This is a genomic window from Streptomyces marianii (assembly GCF_005795905.1).
Classification (GTDB): domain Bacteria; phylum Actinomycetota; class Actinomycetes; order Streptomycetales; family Streptomycetaceae; genus Streptomyces; species Streptomyces marianii.
In genome coordinates this window covers 4,942,354-4,962,298 of record NZ_VAWE01000001.1, presented here as the reverse complement: position 1 = coordinate 4,962,298, position 19,945 = coordinate 4,942,354, and the positions used below count along the sequence as shown (strand labels likewise).

The window sequence follows — 19,945 nt, the reverse complement described above, 5'->3', positions numbered from 1 at the left end:
CGACGCAGCGGCCGGCGAGGCCCGGGCCCCGCCGGCCGCTGCACACCCATGGACGCGGCCCGCCCAGCCCCGCAAGGATGATCGGATGGCGACCACGCGGCACTGGGCGGACTTCCAGTACGAGATCTATCTGAACGGCATGACGGGCGCCGTGCCCCGGCTGCCCACCGATCTGACACGGCTGGAGGAACTGGCGGGCCACCGGCTCGGCCCGGGACCCGTCGGCTACGTGGCCGGCAGCGCGGGCAGCGGAAGCACCGCCCGCGCCAACCGCGCCGCGCTCGACCGCCGGCGGATCGTGCCGCGCATGCTGCGTGACGTCCACGAACGCGACCTGTCCGTGGAGGTGCTGGGCCGGCCACTGCGGGCGCCGCTCGCACTCGCGCCCATCGGCGTGCTGTCGATCATGCACCCCGACGCGGAGTGCGCCGCGGCACGGGCGGCCGCCGCGCGGGGAGTCCCGTACATCCTGTCGTCCGCCTCCAGCACACCGATGGAACAGGTCGCCGAGGCGATGGGCGACGGCGAGCGGTGGTTCCAGCTGTACTGGGCCAAGGACCGCGACGTCACCGCGAGCTTCCTGGACCGGGCGAGGGCAGCCGGCTACACGGCGCTGGTCGTCACCCTGGACACCCCGCTGCTGGCCTGGCGCCCCCGCGACCTCGACCAGGCGTACCTGCCGTTCCTGCACGGTGTGGGCACCGCCAACTACTTCTCCGACCCGGCCTTCCGGGCCGGGCTCGCCAAGCCCGTGCACGAGGACCCGAATGCGGCCGTGACGCACTTCGTCGGCATGTTCGCCGACCCCGCCAAGACCTGGCCCGACCTGGCCTTCCTGCGTGAACACTGGGACGGGCCGATCGTCCTCAAGGGCATCCTCCACCCCGACGACGCCCGCAGCGCCGCCGACGCCGGCATGGACGGCGTGGTCGTCTCCAACCACGGCGGCCGCCAGGTCGCCGGGTCCGTGGCCGCGGCGGACGCCCTGCCCCGCGTCGTCGAGGCCGTGGGCGACCGGCTCACCGTCCTCTTCGACAGCGGCATCCGCACCGGCGACGACGTGTTCAAGGCCCTCGCCCTCGGCGCCCGGGCGGTGCTCCTGGGCCGCCCGTACGCCTACGGCCTCGGTCTCGACGGGCAGGCGGGCGTCGACCACGTCATCCGCTGTCTCCTCGCCGAACTCGACCTCACACTGGCGCTGTCGGGACACGCGGGCCCCGGCTCGCTCACGCCCGACGATCTGACGGGGGAGTCCGCATGAGCGAGGACCGTCCGGCCGCCAGGAACGTCCTGGCGGTCATCCCGCCCCACATGGGAGGCCGTTCGACCGGGGCGGGGCTCGCGGGCCTCGTGCCCGGCGCCCGCGTCACCGTCGTGGAGTCGGCGGACGAGGACCCGGCCGCGCTGCGCGAGGCCCGTGCGATCATCACCGCCCTCGCCCCGGTGACCGCCGGGCACATCGCCGCCGCACCCGCCCTGGAACTCGTCCAGTGCGCGAGCCACGGATACGACTACGTCGACCTGGACGCCGCCCGCGCCCGGTCCGTGACGGTCTGCAACATCGGCTCCAGCGGTGCGGAGGCGCAGAACGTGGCCGAGCAGACCTTCGCGCTCATGCTGGCGCTCGCCAAGCAGGTGGTACCCGCCCACACCGCGCTCACCGAGGCCGACTGGGCCCTGCCCCGCATCCAGCAGTCCCTCACCGAGCTGTCCGGCAAGACCCTCGGCATCGTCGGTCTCGGCAGTGTCGGGCGGGAAGTCGCCCGCCGCGCCCTGGCGTTCGACATGCGCATCGCCTACACCGGCCGGCGCCGGGCGCCCGCCGACACCGAGTCCCGGCTGGGCGACGCCCGCTTCCTCCCCCTCGACGAACTCCTCCGCGTCTCCGACTACGTCAGTCTCCACGCGCCGCTCACGCCGGACACCCGCCATCTCCTCGACGCCGGGCGGCTGGCGCTCCTCAGGCCGACCGCCTTCCTCGTCAACACCGCCCGGGGAGCGCTCGTCGACCAGGACGCCCTCGCCGACGCGCTGACCGCGGGCACCCTGGCGGGCGCGGGCATCGACGTCTTCGACCCCGAACCGCCGACGGCCGCCCTGCGTCTGCTCAAGGCGCCGAACGTCGTCCTGTCGCCGCACGTCGGAGGCGTGACCCGGGAGACCCTGGTCCGGATCGCCCTGTCCGCGGTCCAGAACGTCGTCGACCACCTGGCCGGAGAGCCGCCGCGGGACGTCGTGTCGTAGCCGGGGCCCGGGAGTGCTCGCCCGGCCCGAACAGCCCACGCCGCACCCGGTTCAGGGCAGCGGCACACCGCGTGCCGTCAGCCAGAGCGCGTACCACTCCTCGTGGCCGAGGTCCGGCTCCTGCCGCGCGGCCTGCCGGCAGGCTCGTATGCGCTCGGGGTTGGCGGTGCCGATCACCGGCGAGACCCGGGCGGGGTGGCGCCGCAGCCACCACAGCAGCACCGTCTCCGGCGTCACGCCCTTGCGCTCGGCGAGGGAGGCGACGAGCCGCGCGGTGGCCTGCTCCTCGGGGGTCTCCTGGCGCCCGGTGAACCGGCCCTGCGCCAGCGCACCCCATGCCTGGAGTTCGATGCCGTTGTCCCGGCAGTGCTCGAGGGTGCCGAAGGGGAAGCCGTTCAATGCCGCCTCGCGGGTGTTCACGACCACACCGGCCTCGAGCCAGTCGCGCTTCCGGAGGCTCATCTCCAGCTGGTTCGCGACGATCGGCACGTCCAGCCGGGCCTGGAGCGGGGCGATCTGCGCCGCTCCCATGTTGGACACCCCGAACCGCCGCACCAGGCCCTGCCGGTGCAGCGACGTCAGCGCCTCGGCGATGTCGTCGGGGTCGGCCAGCGGATCGGGCCGGTGCAGCAGCAGTACGTCGATCACGTCGGTGCGCAGCCGCGCCAGGCTCTCCTCGACCCGCCGCACGATGGTCCGCCCGCGCAGGTCGTAGATCCCCGGGCGCTCCCCGTCCGCGAGACGTATGCCGCACTTGGTCTGCACGACGATCCGCTCCCGCAGCCCCGGAGCACGGGCCAGGACCTCGCCGAAGACGGCCTCCGCCTTGCCGTGCCGGTAGATGTCGGCGTGGTCGAACCTGGTGATCCCGCTGTCCAGCGCGGCCTCGACCGCCGCCTCCGCGGCGGCTATGTCCCCGGGGCCGTACGGCGCGGTGTCCCACGTTCCTCCGAGCCCCATGCACCCGTACAGCAGCCGACCGTCCGTCGCGTCCGTCTTCGTCGTCACCCCGTGACCCTACTGACCACGATTCCGCGGGGTCGCCGGGGCTCCGCGCGGACCGGAACCGGCGGGACGCCGCAGAGGGACAGGGCCGGATCGCGATGCCACGCCGCCTCACCACCGCACGCCTACCCAGCACTGACGCAGGAGACCGGTGCCCGCCGCGGATGCCTCCGCGAGAAGGGCCCCACCCAGCAGGCCGGGGGAGTACACCTACCGCGTCTGGATCACCATGCGCACATACCCCGGACCGGCCACCGAGACGCCCCGGCTCCACCTCCTCGAAGGCGCGCTCTGGCACATGGCACACACGGCGGGCATGCCTGCGAGCAGTGGCAGATGGAGGTGAGACCGGCGGCGGCCGCGTACGGTCCCTCCTCGTCACCGCCCGGGAGACCTGCTGGACACCTTCGCAGGATCGCCCCGTTCGCCCTCCACACGACCATCTGACGCCCCAGAACCCCAAGACCCGCCCGCATTCGGACCCGGCCTCAATCCAGACCCCGGAAACGCCGAGATCCCGCCCGATCAATCAGATCGGACGGGATCTCGTGAACTCTTCCTGAACCAACTCAAGAACAGTCGTGCTGTGGGCCGTTCACGAGTGCCCCTGACCAGGCATTCCAAATGCGTACGAAGATCGCTTCCCAAGCCGGCAGAGATCGTTCCCCACCTCGCTGGCGACTGACGCCTCCCCCGCTGTCAGGCTCACTGGGCCACGAGCGGCGTTCCCAGGGCGAACACGTTGTCACAGGCATCACGGACGATGTCGTCATGTGTGGCGATCACTACTGCACACCCGGCTCGGCTCATTTCCCGTAGCGAGTCCAGAACCATGGCGGTGTTGTCACGGTCCAGAGCGGCGGTCGGCTCGTCCGCGAGGACGAGCGTCGGCTGCTGGACGATGAGACGGGCGAGGGCCACACGCTGCTGCTCCCCACCGCTGAGGCGGTGGACCGTCTCCTTGTGCCGCCCAGCCAGCCCGACGCGCTGCAGTGCTTCCGCGAGGGACGCGCCGGCCTTGTCCCGGAGCGCACGACGCGGCTTCACGGCCACTTCCAGGTTCTCCTCGACAGTGGCGTTCTCGATGAGGGCGTACCCCTGGAAGAGGTACCCGAGAACATCTCTGCGGAACAGGCGAACCTCGCGCCTGCCGAAACGTGTGATGTCCTTCCCCTCGTGGCGAATGGCCCCGGCACTCGGTCTGTCGAGCAGCCCCAGGCAGTTCAGGAGAGTCGACTTGCCGGAGCCGCTCGGACCGGTGAGGGCGAGCATTTCGCCACGACCTACCGTCAGGCTGATATCGCGCCACAGCGTTCGCTCGCCGAAACTCTTCGACAGTCCCTCGACGTCAATCACAATTGCACTCCGGCTGGATGGGGGGTTGCTTCGATTCTCGAGGGGGTCACGCCTCGGATGCGCCTTCCTTCACGATCCGGCGGTGGAACGCCGACAGGGCGAGGAGGATCACGGCGAGTTCGACCACGGCAAGGCCGGCGATGAGAGCCAGCTCTGCGAGTTCGACGCGCAACGGAGGGAAGGGGGCCGGCAGGCCTGCCGCTGTGAACTCGGCGATCTCCCGGTTCTGCTGCCATACCTCGATGGGAATCCGTACCGCGAAGACGATCGCGATGGCCGCCTCCACCGCCAGAATGAAGCGATGGGATGCGGCAAATGTCCAGCCACTGATGTGACGCACGAAGATGAGCTGGGCGTTCTTCCTCGTGTAGATGATGCAGATTCCGACTCCCGCGACCAGGAGGACCGCCACCGCGAGGGCCAGGTTGAACATCTGCAGCCGGAAGTCGCCGACCGCGTCGCTCAGCTCCGTCGCGATCCGCTGCCCGACCGGGGACACGGACGACACATAGTCCCGCAGCCCTTCCGATGCGATGGCGTTCAGGACATCGTCGGGGTCGAGGAAGACGACACCTTCCTGAGTTGCGAAGGTGGTGTAGGCGTCATCGGTGAGGAAGTCCGACCCGTTCGGGACTACGACGACGATCGGATCGCGCATCAGCGACCTGTCCTCGTTCGCAGGGTGTGCCGAGCTGTAGACCAGGGCACCGGTGTTGTAACCGAAGAGTTGCTGCCCGTTCTTCGCGCCGAGCGGCTTGACGGGGATGTTCCGGCTGAGCCCCGGGTCGAGCTTCCTGGAGACCGCTTGGACGATCGCTTCCGTGTGCGAGGTGTAAGGCGCGGGAATGATCACGCGCACGGGGCGGCGCTGCGAGTTCTTGGTGTCACCTGCTTCGGGGACGTAACGGCGGCCCTCCTGGTCGAGAACCGGCTGCTCCCGGGCGTAGGTCTCGTTGACAATGAGGATCTCGCCCGCCGGCAGGTTCGCATCCGGTGCTGTCATCTGGAGATCCCCTCGGCCGGCTACGACGATCTCGCCTCGCGCATCCGCCGCCCGAAGCCACGGCCCGACCTTTCGGTCCAGTTCGTCGGGTCGGGTGGCGAACGCGCCGCTGAGACGAATCGAGACGGCATCCCCCACGCTTCGATAGACGTCGCGGTTCTCTTGTCGTTTCAGGACGTCCTGGCCGGCCACGGCGACGCTCAACGCGATGCTCAACGCGAGGAGGAGCGCTGGTACGCGAACCACGTAGAGGCTGATGGTCGCCGCTCGCGAGGGCAGTTCGCCCTTCAGGGACGACAGGATTCCGACTCGGAAGACGAGTGCGAGAACCGCGGCGTGGGAGCCGATCACGAGGAGGGTCAGCAGGGCGGCGATCCCCAGGGCGACCGAGGCGAACAGACCGAGTCTGGCCCAGCCGTTGTAGAGACCGAGGGCACTGAGGGTCACCACCACGACGCCACCGAAGGAGACGAGCCAGAAGCCCGCCGTCTGCCTCAGATCGCGCATCAGGACATCCGGGTAGGACATGCCCTGCAGGCGAAGGACGGCGTAGGTCTTCGCTCGCAGCAGCACACTCGCCCCGGTCAGGGTCACGGCGGCGAGGGCCATGACACCCAGGGACCAGGGCAGGGGATCGCCGGAGTAGTCGGTCGCCAGCGTCGCGTAGGACAGCGGGTACGCCACGTTCACACGGAGCCCGAGCTCGGCGAACTCGCCGATCAGGGCGTCGACGGCTTCCGGCGGCCCGAAGACGTGATAAGCGCCGCGCGGATCGAGGTGCTCGATTTCGGATATGGGATGGACACGGGTCTCGACGTTCCGGCTGAAGGACGGGTAACCCTCGTCCAGCCACGCCCCCGTCGCCGATCCACGGTCTCCTGTGGCGAGGTACAGATGCCGGAGCCCCTCGGGGTTCTTCAGATCCGGCACCTCGCGGGCCACACCGACTCGGCTCTCGGCCGCGACCGACTTGACGACGTCTACGACGCGCGCGGAACTCGCCGTGCCATCGGAGTCGACCACGTCGACCAGGGCGACGCTTCCCAGAACTCGGCTCTCGTCGATGCCTCGTACGAAGAGGAAGGCGAGGAGGGCGGAGAAAGCCAGTGTGACGACGTGAACAAACCTAATACCTCGCTGCAGCATTGCACATCTTATTTCAGAGTTCCAGGGAGCCATGCATGTCAGGTGAAACAAGGGGCAGCGTGACGCGACTGCGGAAGACGGCAGAACAGAACCGCATATCCGCAGCCGCGTCGGACCGGAGCCTCGGCTCACTCAGCGAGATCTACCGGGTGCACACTTTCACGATCCGAGCGTGGAATCAGCAGCTCGGGTCGTAGTACCAGCTAACCGTGCCGCCGTTCTTTCCACCGGACGCCAGCGACCAGCTACCGGCCGAAGTGCAGCCACTCCGGAAAATGTTGGCACCGATCTTCACGGAGGATGCGTGCTTGTTCTTCGAGTGGTAGTAGTTTGACCAGGCACTGTTCGCCCCCTGGTCGTAGGACCACCGACCGCCGCCGACGTCCACCGTGATGGCCATCGCCGGAGCGGCTGCTCCGAGAATCAGCGCCGCGGAGGCGAGCGTGGCCTTCAGAGCACTTCTCTTCTTCATGAACGCTTCCCCTTACGTGATGATCAATTTACCCAGAAGAGATCTTTGCCAATGGCTTAGCAACTCGTCAACCGGGATTTAAGTGACCTGAATCACCGTCACGTTTCGGCCATGCCGCAATTTCGGCCACCCTCGTCCGGCTTAACGAAATCGGCGCCGGAATTCTCGGATCCACTTGTGTCGTATTCTCGATTTTGCGCCAGCTCGAATCCCTTTTGGCGTAAAATCGTTGCCCCGCGCGGAGTCCCGGCCCCGCACGCACCTCCGTCCCTCCACCTCACTGCCCCCTTCAGGCACGGAAGTTGACGCCGCCGGACCGTTCTGCGAGACCCCTCGTTCGGCGCATGGAGATCCTTGCCGGTAAGATCACGACCGCGCTGCCGGCCTGCCCGTCACTCGGATTCACGCCGAGCACCACACCTTGCGAACGACTGCGTGGATTTGGCTGGCCAGGGGGCGACCGACTTTGACGAGATTCACCGATCTCCGCTCTCAGCGCAGTGTTTCCGTTTGGCTTATTCCTTTCCTGTGGACCGTCGCGCTCGGCCTGTGGGGGCTGTCGCGGGAGGACAGTGTCTGGCGGGACGAGGCCGCAACCTGGCAGGTCGCCCTCCGGTCCACCAGCGACATCACGCGCATGCTGGAGCACGTCGACGTCGTCCATGCCCTCTACTACCTGTTCATGCACGCACTGTTCGAGTGCTTCGGCCCTTCGACCACCGTGTTACGGCTGCCCTCCGTGCTGGCGGTCGCGGCGGGAGCGGCATGTGTGGCGGAACTCGGTCGGCGGCTTTCCGGGAATCCGGTGGGCTTGGGCGGAGGCATGGCGTTCGGGCTGCTTCCCTCCGTGCAGTTCTACCTTCAGGAGGGCCGTCCGTACGCCCTGGTGGCGGCGGGCGCCGGGCTCTCAACGCTGCTACTCGTGGCGATACTGCAGGGGCGACGGAACCGGTGGGGGTACTGGACCGCCTACGGCTGCACGGTCTTCGTGTGCGGCCTGCTGAACTGGCTCTCGTTGCTGATACTGCCCGCGCACCTGACGACCCTGGCGTGGGCACGAGCGACGCGCGGGACGTGGGCTTGTTGGACCGCGGCATCCGTGGCGGCAACGGCAGGCGTCACGCCACTGATCCTCTTCAGCCGTACCCAGTCCGGGCAGGTGTCCTGGATCCCTCCGCTGACCTGGCACATGCTGATCGGACCGGCGGTCCTGCTTGCGATCGCCGGCGCCGGGACCCTGCTGGACCGGCCCCGGGCGGGACGGCTCTCGGCAGCGGCCGTCGGGCTGCCCCTGCTCGCGGTCCCGCAGCTCGGTCTCGTCGGGCTCTCGCTGTTCAAGCCGCTTTTCGTGGATCGGTATGTGCTGTTCAGCCTGCTGGGCTTGGCTCTGATGATCGGTGTCCTTCTTGGCACGCTAGTGGGGGCGGTGCAGCGGCGGTCGTGGAGCGCCGCGCGCTGGGTCCTTCCCGTCGCGGTCGCCGTCGCTTCGGTCGTCCTGCTTCCGCAGGCGCTCGCGAAGCGCTCGCCGCAGAGCCGCGTGGACGACGTCCTAGCAGCTGCGGCGCAGGTGGAGCGGTTGAAGAAGTCCGGGGACGCCGTGCTGTTCGTCCCGGCAGCGCGGCGGGACACCAGGCTGGTCTCCCCGCACGCGTTCACTGGCCTGCAGGACATCGCCCTGGAGGAAACGCCGGAACGTTCGGGAACGCTGAAGGGAGTGGAGTGGGATGCCGCGCGTATACGGACTGAGATGCTTGCTCGGCAGCGCATCGTTCTCGTCACCGACGCGGGAGACGTGTCGAAGCCGGCGAGTTCGGCGCGGGACCGGACCAAGATCTCCACGTTTCGGGAGTACTTCCGGCCAGTGGCCGATGAGCAGGTCCGCGGCCGGAGAGTGACCGTGTACGAGAGGCGTACGTCTGACCGACCGTCGTGACCTCCGGCCTCGGGGCCGGCGCGATTCGGTGGCGCGGGCGTGGCTCCTCCGGGCCCTGACCGACCGTATGTCCCCGCGCCGCCCGGCATCAGGCGACATCCGCTGGCCAGTCTCTGACCAGTCCGCGTCACAGCCACACATCACGATCACCAGCGCCGCGCAACCGGGGCCGGTTCGCATACCTGCCGCTCGCGGCAGACTTCCGGGCGTTCGGGGAGGGCCTTCAGCCCAATGGGCTGGTTCGGCCGACCAGCCGTAGATTCGTTCCGTTCGCTTGCCCGTCGCGGACCCTCCTGGACCACGTCACCAGCCGCTGGGGCGTCCTGACCCTCCTCGCGCTCGGCTGCGACTTGGTGGACCGTCTGCTTCCCCTGACCGGCTGGATAGCCGCCCACCACCGCGACACCGACGATGATCCGCCCAAGGCGTACCCGCAGCTGTGCCTGGGCTTCGAGCTCGACACCCCCACCGTCCGCACCGGCCCCAACGCGGTCAACATTCTCACCCAACTGACCGGACTCGGCCTGCCCCCCGGCATCCTGGCCGCCGACCGCGCCTACACCAACTGCACCCCCGCCACCTTCCAGACCCCGTCCGACGGCTCGGCTACCGCCTCGCTCTGGACTACAAGGTCATCGAGCGCGGACGGCAGGGCAGCTGGCAGGGAGCCCCGCTCGTCGACGGCTCGCTCATGTGCCCGCTCACCCCCGCCCCTCTGATCCACGCCACTTCCGGCGCCGCCGACGACACCATCCGCGCCCCTGGCGACGAACTCGCCGAGAAGATCGAGGCCCGCGAGCCGTACCATTTCAAGCTCAAACAGGGACCCGACGCCCGCGGCGCGATCCGCCTCCAGTGCCCGGCCTCCGGCCCGTCCCCCTCGGTCAACTGCGCCCGCCGCGACGGCTGAGGCCCCGCACCCCCGCCACGATGCCCACCCGGATCGTCGACCTCACCGCACCCCGTGACCGGACCGCCCACACGGCAGGCCGCCCCACCATCCAGATCCCCGACGCCGAACACTTCGCCCCGCCACCGAAGAAGACGCTGCCCGAGGTGTGCTGCGCTGGCTCCATCACCGTGCCCGCCGATGCCGAAGCGGCCGACTGGCGCCTGGCCAAGTACCGCCAGGACGTCCACTACCTGCACACAACGTGGATCAACGTCTACCGGCCCATCCGCAGCCACAACGAAGGCGCCAACGGGCGCTTCAAGAGCGGGAAACTCGACATCGGCAACCCCAAACACCGGCCCGCCCCCGGGCAAGTCACCCAGGCGCTTCTCCTCGCCGTCATGCTCACGATCGCCAACCTGACCGTCCTGGAAACCCAGCTCACAGAACGCGACGGCCCCGACGAACTCACCCCCGCCGACTTCGACGCCAGCGGCCCCCTCCCACCACCCGCCGATCCCGTTGTCATGCACGCCTTGCCGTCGGGACGCCCGCCACCGTCCACCCGCTGACCGAGCCCGCGTGGAACAACCCCACAGCGCCGAAGCACGCGGATCACCACGATCGGCGTGCTTCCCCATGCCCGGAGCCAGGCAAGCACGCTCCACACGCTCGCCACGCCGCCCCGCCATCGGCCCTCCCGACAAGCCCAGAAACGACGAAATCCCGCCCGATCGAAGTGATCGGACGGGATCTCGTGAACCGCCTACGAGCTAACTCGTGAACGACGCTGTTGTGGACCTGAGGGGATTTGAACCCCTGACCCCCTCGATGCGAACGAGGTGCGCTACCAGTCTGCGCCACAGGCCCTTGCAACGAGTGAAACCTTAGCATCCCGATCGGGGTGCTTGGAAATCCGTTCCTCGCTGGTCGGGCCGGGCAGGGTTCCGAAGGTCCGGACGCCTGCCCGGCCCGGTCTCACTCGTTGGCGGCGCGGGGCCGGTCCTCGTCCTCGTACTGGTCGAAGAGCGGGGTGCGGCCGTGCTCGCGGGTGCGGCGCGGCGGGGTGGTGCGCTGCCGTGGGGGTTGCGGGGCGGCGGGCGTGGCCGGATCGGCCGTGGAGGAGCGGGCCGAACTCCAGGTCTCCGGGTCCGTGACATCGATGCCGCTCGTGGCTCGCGGAGCGACCGGTGCGGTGACGTACGTGGGGAGCGGCACCGGGACCGGGTCCCAGCTGTCGCCACGCCCGGGGCCCGGGTCGCGCTGCTGGTCCACCCACTCCGCGTGGTCGGTCTGCTCGACCAGGGCCCGACGGCCGGCTTCCTGCGGCGAGACCGCGGGCGCCGGCTCGGGCTCGGGCCGTGCCTGGGCCGCCTCGTCCGGTTCCTCCATGGCGGCCGGCCGCCGCCGCACGTGGGTCTCGCGCAGCCGTTGCGCCGCGGCCTCGGCACGGCGCCGGTCCATCACGTATACGAAGCGGCGCCGCTCCTGGGCACGCAGGTACACGATGTAGGTGCTGAGGAGGACCGCCGGAACCGTCGGCGCCCACAGGAGGCCCAGCCCCCCGACGGCCGCGACGATCGCGCCGAGGGTGAAGGCCAGGAAGAGGAGAACGGTGGTGCGCCGGCGCCGGGCCAGGACCTTGGTGCGCCGTGCGCGTTCCGAGGCGGCCGTGCCGCTCGGCTTGGGTGCCCGCTCCTTGCGGGCCCTGGCCGGGGCGGCAGGCACGTCCAGCCGCGCCTCGGTCCTGGCCGGCGGCGCGGCGAAGGCCCGGACGTCGACGGAACTCAGTCGGTCCGTCTCGGATTCCGGGTCGGCGTCGGTGGCGGGGTCGTCCTCGGTGGTGCGTTCACGCAGCTCCTTGGCGTACCGGCGCTCCATTCCCGCCCGTCCGGACAGCAGCCGGATGGCGGTGCTGAAGCGTTCCGTCGGACGGGCTTCGTTGAGCTCGTCCTGCCTGCGGAGCCACATCGGCACCAGGTAGGCGGCCCAGGCCCCGACGATGACTGCGTAGATGAGGCCGCTGCTGCTCACGCATCACACCGTAGAGGGATTCGCACCAGGGCATCGGCCAATTGGCCCGGTGTGTCGCACGATCTGGCTGATACCACTGACTTTTTTTGTGACTCTTCAGATCACCGAGCGATCGAGTGGAGATGGAATTCGAACAATTATTTCATTTCTCGTGTCGCGCGGGTCGTGCCTGGTGCCAGCGCCGCAGCAGCCCCCCGGGCACCTCCTCCGCCGTGAGCGCGAACACCAGATGGTCCCGCCAGGCGCCGTCGATGTGGAGATAACGCGGGCGGAGCCCCTCCTCGCGGAATCCGAGTTTCTCCACGACCCTGCGGCTCGGTCCGTTCTCGGGGCGAATGCAGACCTCGACGCGGTGCAGCCCGACGCTTCCGAAGCAGTGGTCGACGGCCAGCGCCACGGCCGTGGGCATAACCCCGCGGCCCGCGACCTCGCGGTCGACCCAGTAGCCGACATGACCCGAGCACATCGAGCCCCAGGTGATGCCGGCGACGGTGAGCTGGCCGACCAGCACGCCCCGGAACTCGACCACGAACGGCAGCATCCGCCCGGCGTGGGCCTCGGCACGCAGATGGCGCACCATCTGGCGGTACGTGGGGCGCTGCGCGACGGGGCCGCCGGGGGCCGGCGGCGGGATCGTCGCCTCCCAGGGGCGCAGCCAGTCCCGGTTGCGCCGGTTCACCTCCCGCCACGCCCGCTGGTCACGCAGCTTTATCGGGCGGAGGGTGACATCACCGTCCGCCAGGACCACGGGCCACGAGTGGGTGTTCAGCGGGGACTCCCTGGAGAACCCGAGGGGCCGGCGGGTTCGGCGGGCCGCGGGTGGTCGCCACCGTGCAACTGGTCCACGGCGTGCGGCAGCACTCGCGACAGAACGGCGAGCCCGTCGCGCACACCGCCCGCGGACCCGGGGAGATTGACGATCAGGGTGCGGTCCGCGACCCCGGCGAGGCCCCGGGACAGCGCCGCGGTGGGCACCTTCGCGAGACCGTGCGCGCGGATCGCCTCGGGGATGCCGGGGATCTCGTAGTCGAGGACCCGGGCCGTGGCGTCGGGAGTGCGGTCGGTGGGTGAGATCCCGGTGCCACCGGTGGTGAGGATGACGTCGTACGCCGAGGCCACGCCGTCGCGCAGGGCCGCTTCGACCGGGTCCCCGTCCGGGACGACCCGGGGGCCGTCCACCTGGAAGCCCATCCCGGCGAGTCCCTCGGCGAGGAGCGGGCCGCCCCTGTCCTCGTAGACCCCCGCGGCGGCCCGGTTGGAGGCGGTCACGACGAGCGCGCGGCGTGGCGGACGCCCGGGTCCGGTCCGTCCGGCGTGGGCGTGGCTGTGGACCTCACCGGCGCGGGGGATCATCGCCGGGCCTCCTCACGGACCCAGTCGCCGGACTTCCCGCCGGACTTCTCCTCGACCCGGACGTCGGTGATCACCGCGGCCTTGTCGACCGCCTTGACCATGTCGACGACGGTCAACGCGGCCACGGACACCGCGGTCAGGGCCTCCATCTCGACGCCCGTGCGGTCGGTCGTCCTCACGGTGGCGAGGATCTCGACGGCGTCGTCGGCCACGGACAGATCCAGCTTCACGCCCGACACCGCGAGCGGATGGCACAACGGGATCAGGTCCGGTGTGCGCTTCGCGCCCATGATCCCCGCGATCCGGGCGGTGGCGAGGGCGTCGCCCTTCGGTACCCCCTCGCCACGCAGCAACTCCACGACACGCGGCGAGACGAGGACCCGGCCGCTCGCGCGCGCGGTGCGCGCGGTGACGTCCTTCTCCGAGACGTCGACCATACGGGCCGCGCCGGCCTCGTCGATGTGTGTGAGTCCTTGCTGCGCGCTCATGGCTGTGGCTCCCGGTCACTGTGTGGTGAGACACGCTACCGCCACGGCCGCGCGCTCATCCGAGCAGGACCACCTCCGTCTCCATGCCCGGCTCGACGGAGGTCGTGTCCTCGGGGACGACGATGAGCGCGTTCGCCTGGGCGAGGGCCGCGATCAGATGCGAGCCGCTGCCCCCGACGGGGGTGACGATGCCCTTCCCCGCATCGTAGGCACCCCGCAGGAACTGCCGCTTCCCCTCGGGCGACGTCAGCGCCTTGTCCGTGCGGAGCGTCGCGCGCACCTGGGGCCGCCGCACGTCCCGCAGACCCATCAGGGTGCGGATCGCGGGACGGACGAACAGCTCGAACGACACATAGGAGGAGACGGGATTGCCCGGCAGGGCGAGCAGCGGCGTGTGATCGGGGCCGATGGAGCCGAAGCCCTGGGGCTTGCCCGGCTGCATGGCCAGCTTGCGGAAGTCGACCCCGCCGCCGGGCTCGTCCTCGTCGCCCACGGAGGAGAGCGCCTCCTTGACCACGTCGTACGCGCCGACGCTGACCCCGCCCGTGGTGACGATCAGATCGGCGCGGATGAGCTGGTCCTCGATGGTGGCGCGCAGTTCGTCGGCGTCGTCGGTGACCGCGCCCACACGGTAGGCGATCGCCCCGGCGTCACGGGCGGCGGCGGTGAGCGCGAAGCTGTTCGAGTCGTAGATCCTGCCCTCGCCCAACTCCTCACCGGGCTGGACGAGTTCGCTGCCCGTGGACAGGACGACGACACGCGGGCGCGGGCGCACCCGGACCGTGCCGCGGCCGATCGCGGCCAGCAGACCGATCTGCGGAGGCCCGAGGACCGTGCCCTCGGTCAGGGCGAGGTCCCCCGCCCGGACGTCACTGCCGCGCTCGCGCACATGGGCTCGGGGCTCCACCGGCCGGTGGACCCGCACCTCGCCGGTCGCGCCCTCGGGGGCGGCGCCGGCCGGCCGCATGGACGTGGCGGCCCCGCCGCCCGTGCCGCCGTCGGTCCACTCGACGGGGACGACGGCCTCGGCGCCGGGCGGGAGCGGGGCGCCGGTCATGATCCGGGCGGCCTGCCCGGGGCCGACGGTGCGCGTCTCGTCACCGCCCGCGGCCACGTCCCCGATGACGGTCAGCACGGCGGGGAAGTCCTCGCTCGCACCCGCGACGTCGGCGACGCGGACCGCGTACCCGTCCATCGAGCTGTTGTCGAACGGGGGCAGGGCCACGGGGACGGTGACGTCCTCGACGAGCACGCAGCCCTGGGCGTCCGACAGCGGGAGGTCGATCGGGTCCAGCGGGTGGAGCGCGCCGAGGATGTCCTCCAGATGGCCGTCCACCGACCACAGCGCCGGTCGGCCGCCGGGGGCGTCACCGGCCGGGCCGGCGCCGGCCGGGGTGGCGGGGCCGGAGCCCGTGCCGGGTGTTGCCGTGCTGCTCACGTGCTACATCTCCTCGGTGACGTAACGGCGAAGCCAGGCTCGGAAGTCCGGGCCCAGGTCTTCACGTTCGCACGCGAGTCTGACAATGGCACGCAGATAGTCGCCTCGGTCGCCGGTGTCGTAACGGCGGCCCTTGAAGACGACGCCGTGTACTGGCCCGCCGATCTTCTCGTCGGCGGCGAGCATCTGCAGGGCGTCGGTGAGCTGGATCTCGCCACCGCGGCCCGGCTCGGTCTTGCGGAGTATCTCGAAGACGGCCGGGTCCAGGACGTAGCGGCCGATGATCGCGTAGTTGCTGGGCGCCTCGGCCGGGTCGGGCTTCTCGACCAGTCCGGTGACCCGGACGACGCCGTCCTCGCCGGTGGTCTCCACGGCCGCGCAGCCGTACAGGTGGATCTGGGAGGGCTCGACCTCCATCAGGGCGATCACGCTGCCGCCCTCGCGCTCCTGGACGTCGACCATCCGGGACAGCAGCGGGTCGCGCGGGTCGATCAGGTCGTCGCCGAGGAGTACCGCGAAGGGCTGGTCGCCGACGTGCGGGGCGGCGCACAGGACGGCGTGGCCGAGACCCTTGGGGTCACCCTGGCGTACGTAGTGCATGGTGGCGAGGTCGCTGGACTCCTGGACCTTCTCGAGGCGCTCCGCGTCGCCCTTGCGGCTCAGCGCCTCCTCCAACTCGTAGTTGCGGTCGAAGTGGTCCTCGAGGGGCCGCTTGTTGCGCCCGGTGACCATGAGAACATCCGAGAGGCCGGCGGCGGCGGCCTCCTCGACCACGTACTGGATCGCCGGCTTGTCGACGACGGGCAGCATCTCCTTGGGAGTGGCCTTGGTGGCCGGCAGGAACCGGGTGCCGAGGCCTGCGGCGGGGATGACAGCCTTGCTGATCCGGGGGTGCGACTCGCTCATGTGGGCACCATATCCGGTACCTATGGGCGGAAGATTAGTCTCCGGTTAACTTTCTCCTCATACAGGCATATTGACAGTGGATTGCGAGGTTGCCGTGGACCCCGAGATGTCCGGAAAGGGCACGGTTCGACGTGAACTGCTCGACGCACGACGCCTGCTGTCCCCTGAAGACGCCCGTGAGGCCTCGCTGGTTCTCGCCCGGCACGCGCTGGAGCTCCCCGAGCTGGCCACGGCCCGTACCGTGGCCGCCTATGTCTCCGTAGGGCGTGAACCCGGTACCCGCGCGCTGCTCGACGCGCTGCGCGCGCGGGGCGTACGGGTGCTCCTGCCGGTGCTGCTGGACGACAACGATCTCGAGTGGGCGGTGTACGAAGGGCCCGGCCGGCTGGTGCCGGCCCGCCGCGGACTGATGGAGCCGGACGGGCCACTGCTCGGCCACAAGGCCGTACTGGAGGCGGACACCGTCCTGCTGCCGGGGCTCGCGGTGGACGAGCGCGGCATGCGGCTCGGCCGCGGCGGAGGCTCCTACGACCGGGTCCTCGCCAGGCTGGAGGCGGCCGCGGCCCGGCCCGCGCTCGTCGTGCTCCTGTACGCGAACGAGGTGGTCGCGCGGGTCCCGGAGGAACCGCACGACCACCCCGTCCATGCCGTGGTGACCCCGGAGGGCGTCCGCCGCTTCGCGGCCCGGCCTACGGCCTGAGCGCCAGCGTGTCCTCCGTCGCCGCTTCGACCGCCTTGTCGCTGTAAGCCCAGGCGAGCAGTTCGCCCTTGGCCCACTTGTCGGTCTGGTCGGTGTAGTGCGCGCTGTAGGCGTGGCCCGAGGCGCCCGTCAGATTGATCCAGCGGGACTTGTCCCACTCGCCCACGTTGACGACCATCCGCATCGACGGGACCCAGATCACGTCGTAGCCGCCGGCCGCGTTCCAGCCGGTCGCGTTGACCGCGGCCTCGCCGCCGCCCAGGTTCCACGGGCCGCGGTTGAGCATCCGCTGCAGCACGCCGGGGCCCTCGGTGCCGAGCGTCTGGTTCCTCAGCGTCAGCTGGTGCAGCCTGCCCCAGCTCCAGCTGCCGACGTCCTTGCCGAGTTCGGCCGTCAGCTCCCAGCGGGCGTCCTTCATGGCCCGGGCGAGCAGTTCGTCACGGGTGGTCGTCGCGTCGTCCTTGCGGGTCTTCGGCGCCTGCCACCACTCGCTGTCCTCGTCCTCGATCAACGCGCGGACCACCTCGTACCAGCGGTCGCCGCCGTCCGGCTGGGCCGAGTCGGAGTCGCGCTGGCCGCACTCGCGCACCAGGGCGTTCAGGTCGTCGACCGGTCCGGTGCTGTCGGCCGGACGGACGTTGAGGCACTCGCCCCGCATCCGCAGCTCCTTGGGGAGCTTGTTGCCGAAGGCCAGCTTGAGCACATGGCGCCAGACGGCGTTGAAGTAGGCCGCGGCCCCGGAGTCCGGCTCCTGGGTGTAGTCCCAGCCCTCCAGCAGCTTCTGCGCCTCGCGCACATACGGGTCGGAGACGTCGATCTTCAGCAGATGAGGCGTCAGCAGCTTGGCGATCTCGCTCTGGTTGTCCGTCTGCATGGTGCGCATGTCGTCGGTCGAGATCTTCCCGCCGTCCTTGATCTTCAACTCGATCAGGTCGTTGATCCGCTGGCTGCGGGAGCCGTAGCCGTAGTCCCTGGTGATCAGATACGGGTACTTATCGGCGTCCACGACGGCCTGGTTGGCGGTGACGATGTAGCCGCGCTTCGGGTTGTACTCGTACGGCAGCTCGTCGAAGGGGATGTAACCCTCCCAGCCGGAGGTCGGGTTCCAGCCCGGGGTCGGCATCGAGCCGTCGAAGCCCTCGGCGCGGACCGGGATGCGCCCCGGCGCCTGGTAGCCGATGTTGCCCTTGGCGTCCGCGTAGATCAGGTTCTGCGAGGGGACGTCGAAGTCCTTCGCCGCGGCGCGGAAGCCCTGGAAGTCCTTCGCCCGGTTGAGCTTGAACACGGCGTCCATGGAGTTGCCCGGGTCCAGCGCGGTCCAGCGCAGCGCCACCCCGAAGCCGTTGCCACGGTCGGGTGCGGGGGTCCGGACCGGCGCCCGCTCGCCCACGCGCTCCAGCTCGGCGCTGCGGTCGGAGATCAGCGGGCCGTGGTCGGTCTCCCGGACGGTGATCTTCTTGCTGCCACCGCCGGCGACCTTGATGGTCTCCTCACGGACCTTGAACGGCTTGATCCGGCTGCCGGACGTCCAGCCCGTCTGCGAGACCTTCTCCAGGTAGAGGTCGGTGACGTCCGCCCCGAGGTTGGTGAAGCCCCAGGCGATGTCCTGGTTGTGGCCGATGACCACCCCCGGCATGCCGGAGAAGGTGTACCCGGCGACGTCGAAGGAGCACTTCTCCGAGACGGCGCGGCAGTGCAGGCCCATCTGCGCCCACAGGGACGGCAGCTGCGGCGCGAGGTGCGGGTCGTTGGCGAGCAGCGGCTTGTCGGTCGTCGTGTACTTGCCCGAGACGACCCAGGAGTTGGATCCGATGCCGTTGCCGTTCGGCCCGAGCAGCGCCGGGACCCGGTCGAGCACGTCAGAGAGGCCGGAGAGCTGCGTCTGCGCGCCCTGCCCCGTACCGGAACCGGCACCCAGGCCGCCGTCGGCGGTACCTCCGCCCGGCGACGACGAGCCGGAGGACCCCGACGAACCCGAGGAGCCGGACGAACCCGAGGAGCCGGAGGAGCCCGAGGAGCCCGAGGAGGGCTCGCCCTTCGGGTCCCACTTCTTGGCGTCGTCGTCCACGGCACCCGCCGTGACCACGGGCTGGTGCAGATCGTACGGGTAATCCGGGTACAACTGTTCGATCTGCTGCTCGCTCAGCCGGCTGGTCATCAGCGAGCGGTCGATCTCGTCCTGCATGTTGCCGCGCAGGTCCCAGGCCATCGCCTTCAGCCAGGCCACCGAGTCGACCGGTGTCCACTTCTCCGGCTTGTAGTCGTTGGTGAGCCCCAGCGCGACGTACTCGAGGGAGAGGTCGCCGTTGTCACGGCCCGCCAGATAGGCGTTGACGCCGTCGGCGTACGCCTGGAGGTACTTCTTGGTCGCGGGCGAGAGCTTCTCGTCGAACTCCTGCTGCGCCACCCGGTGCCAGCCGAGGGTGCGCAGGAAGGCGTCGGTCTCGACCTGCCCCGCGCCGAACATCTCGGACAACCGGCCCGCGGTGACGTGGCGGCGCACGTCCATCTCCCAGAAGCGGTCCTGCGCGTGCACGTAGCCCTGCGCGCGGAACAGGTCCTCGTCGGTGCTCGCGTAGAGCTGCGGGATGCCGTTCACGTCCCGCTTGACGTCGACCGGGGCGCTCAGGCCCTTGAGCTTGATCGTCCCGGTGGTCTGCGGGAAGGAGGCACGCACGGTGCTCACGCCCCAGTACGCACCGCCGCCGACACCCGCGACCAGCGCCAGGGCCAGGGCGAGCACGATGAGACGGCCACGGCGGCCCCTCCTCCTGGCTGGCTTCTCGGCGGAGGAGGCGGTTGTGTTGGAGGGCATCGCTGTCCTTCGAGGGCAGTGTGGTCCTGGGAGTGCTGGAGCAACCATAGGCGCAGCGATCGACGGGCCCGGACGCGGTATCAGTAACGCGACGCCAACCACGAGTCATTCGAACTTATTGGCGATTACCGGAAGGAAGCCGTCATAGAAGCGTCAAGAA

At 70.0% G+C, this 19,945-nt stretch carries 18 protein-coding genes and 1 tRNA gene; 7 read left to right on the top strand and 12 right to left on the bottom strand.

Annotated features, from left to right (window positions below):
• The first annotated feature begins 85 nt into the window (after positions 1 to 85).
• Positions 86 to 1,261 carry a lactate 2-monooxygenase gene (locus FEF34_RS22440; protein ID WP_138054746.1) on the top strand — a complete coding sequence of 392 codons (1,176 nt, stop codon included), beginning with the start codon at positions 86 to 88 and terminating at the stop codon, positions 1,259 to 1,261.
• Positions 1,258 to 2,244, top strand: coding sequence for a 2-hydroxyacid dehydrogenase (locus FEF34_RS22435; protein ID WP_138054745.1), 987 nt, complete (start codon positions 1,258 to 1,260; stop codon positions 2,242 to 2,244). Before FEF34_RS22440 ends, FEF34_RS22435 begins: the two co-directional genes overlap by 4 nt.
• A gap of 51 nt (positions 2,245 to 2,295) precedes the next feature.
• Here FEF34_RS22435 and FEF34_RS22430 read toward each other — a convergent pair whose 3' ends face one another.
• From FEF34_RS22430 to FEF34_RS22415, 4 genes are all read right to left on the bottom strand, one after another.
• Positions 2,296 to 3,204 (bottom strand): aldo/keto reductase, encoded by a 909-nt coding sequence (locus FEF34_RS22430; RefSeq protein ID WP_138057654.1) that lies wholly within the window; start codon positions 3,202 to 3,204, stop codon positions 2,296 to 2,298.
• Positions 3,205 to 3,954: 750 nt separating this feature from the next.
• Positions 3,955 to 4,605 carry an ABC transporter ATP-binding protein gene (locus FEF34_RS22425; protein ID WP_138054744.1) on the bottom strand — a complete coding sequence of 217 codons (651 nt, stop codon included), beginning with the start codon at positions 4,603 to 4,605 and terminating at the stop codon, positions 3,955 to 3,957.
• 46 nt (positions 4,606 to 4,651) lie between these two features.
• Positions 4,652 to 6,754 carry a hypothetical protein gene (locus FEF34_RS22420; RefSeq protein WP_138054743.1) on the bottom strand — a complete coding sequence of 701 codons (2,103 nt, stop codon included), beginning with the start codon at positions 6,752 to 6,754 and terminating at the stop codon, positions 4,652 to 4,654.
• A gap of 178 nt (positions 6,755 to 6,932) precedes the next feature.
• Positions 6,933 to 7,226: a lactococcin 972 family bacteriocin gene (locus tag FEF34_RS22415; RefSeq protein WP_138054742.1), complete on the bottom strand. Its 294-nt coding sequence runs from the start codon at positions 7,224 to 7,226 to the stop codon at positions 6,933 to 6,935.
• A 466-nt stretch (positions 7,227 to 7,692) separates the two neighbouring features.
• Here FEF34_RS22415 and FEF34_RS22410 point away from each other — a divergent pair, with 466 nt between their 5' ends.
• The 4 genes from FEF34_RS22410 to FEF34_RS43065 all read left to right on the top strand — a co-directional run bounded on the left by FEF34_RS22410 (position 7,693) and on the right by FEF34_RS43065 (position 10,623).
• Positions 7,693 to 9,159, top strand: a complete 1,467-nt coding sequence (locus FEF34_RS22410) for a glycosyltransferase family 39 protein (protein ID WP_138054741.1) — start codon at positions 7,693 to 7,695, stop codon at positions 9,157 to 9,159.
• A 353-nt stretch (positions 9,160 to 9,512) separates the two neighbouring features.
• Positions 9,513 to 9,878 carry a hypothetical protein gene (locus FEF34_RS43075; protein ID WP_234042516.1) on the top strand — a complete coding sequence of 122 codons (366 nt, stop codon included), beginning with the start codon at positions 9,513 to 9,515 and terminating at the stop codon, positions 9,876 to 9,878.
• The gene (locus FEF34_RS43070; protein WP_234042515.1) at positions 9,851 to 10,069 is read left to right on the top strand and encodes a hypothetical protein; all 219 of its coding nucleotides are present in this window, start codon (positions 9,851 to 9,853) and stop codon (positions 10,067 to 10,069) included. The genes FEF34_RS43075 and FEF34_RS43070 overlap by 28 nt, the downstream gene beginning before the upstream one ends.
• Before the next feature lie 20 nt (positions 10,070 to 10,089).
• Positions 10,090 to 10,623 (top strand): hypothetical protein, encoded by a 534-nt coding sequence (locus FEF34_RS43065; protein WP_234042514.1) that lies wholly within the window; start codon positions 10,090 to 10,092, stop codon positions 10,621 to 10,623.
• Positions 10,624 to 10,847: 224 nt separating this feature from the next.
• Here FEF34_RS43065 and FEF34_RS22400 read toward each other — a convergent pair.
• The 7 genes from FEF34_RS22400 to galU form a co-directional block, all read right to left on the bottom strand.
• Positions 10,848 to 10,921 (bottom strand) — tRNA-Ala (locus tag FEF34_RS22400).
• Between the two features lie 108 nt (positions 10,922 to 11,029).
• Entirely contained in the window at positions 11,030 to 12,085 is a 1,056-nt protein-coding gene (gene sepX, locus FEF34_RS22395) for a divisome protein SepX/GlpR (protein WP_138054740.1), read from the bottom strand.
• 142 nt (positions 12,086 to 12,227) lie between these two features.
• A complete protein-coding gene (locus tag FEF34_RS22390) occupies positions 12,228 to 12,833 on the bottom strand; it encodes a GNAT family N-acetyltransferase (RefSeq protein ID WP_138054739.1) in 606 nt (201 codons plus the stop codon).
• Between the two features lie 17 nt (positions 12,834 to 12,850).
• On the bottom strand, positions 12,851 to 13,438 hold the full coding sequence (locus FEF34_RS22385) for a MogA/MoaB family molybdenum cofactor biosynthesis protein (RefSeq protein WP_138054738.1): 588 nt from the start codon (positions 13,436 to 13,438) through the stop codon (positions 12,851 to 12,853).
• Positions 13,435 to 13,926 (bottom strand): cyclic pyranopterin monophosphate synthase MoaC, encoded by a 492-nt coding sequence (gene moaC / locus FEF34_RS22380; RefSeq protein WP_138054737.1) that lies wholly within the window; start codon positions 13,924 to 13,926, stop codon positions 13,435 to 13,437. The genes FEF34_RS22385 and moaC overlap by 4 nt, the downstream gene beginning before the upstream one ends.
• 55 nt (positions 13,927 to 13,981) lie before the next feature.
• The gene (gene glp / locus FEF34_RS22375) at positions 13,982 to 15,271 is read right to left on the bottom strand and encodes a molybdotransferase-like divisome protein Glp (RefSeq protein WP_171053319.1); all 1,290 of its coding nucleotides are present in this window, start codon (positions 15,269 to 15,271) and stop codon (positions 13,982 to 13,984) included.
• Between the two features lie 96 nt (positions 15,272 to 15,367).
• Positions 15,368 to 16,270, bottom strand: a complete 903-nt coding sequence (gene galU / locus FEF34_RS22370) for a UTP--glucose-1-phosphate uridylyltransferase GalU (RefSeq protein WP_138054735.1) — start codon at positions 16,268 to 16,270, stop codon at positions 15,368 to 15,370.
• 106 nt (positions 16,271 to 16,376) lie between these two features.
• Between galU and FEF34_RS22365 the strand changes: the two genes are divergently transcribed.
• Positions 16,377 to 16,970: a 5-formyltetrahydrofolate cyclo-ligase gene (locus FEF34_RS22365; protein ID WP_138057653.1), complete on the top strand. Its 594-nt coding sequence runs from the start codon at positions 16,377 to 16,379 to the stop codon at positions 16,968 to 16,970.
• Here the strand turns inward: FEF34_RS22365 and FEF34_RS22360 are convergent.
• Positions 16,960 to 19,785 (bottom strand): penicillin acylase family protein, encoded by a 2,826-nt coding sequence (locus FEF34_RS22360; RefSeq protein WP_138054734.1) that lies wholly within the window; start codon positions 19,783 to 19,785, stop codon positions 16,960 to 16,962. The two genes, FEF34_RS22365 and FEF34_RS22360, sit on opposite strands and share 11 nt — an antisense overlap.
• Positions 19,786 to 19,945 lie beyond the last annotated feature (160 nt).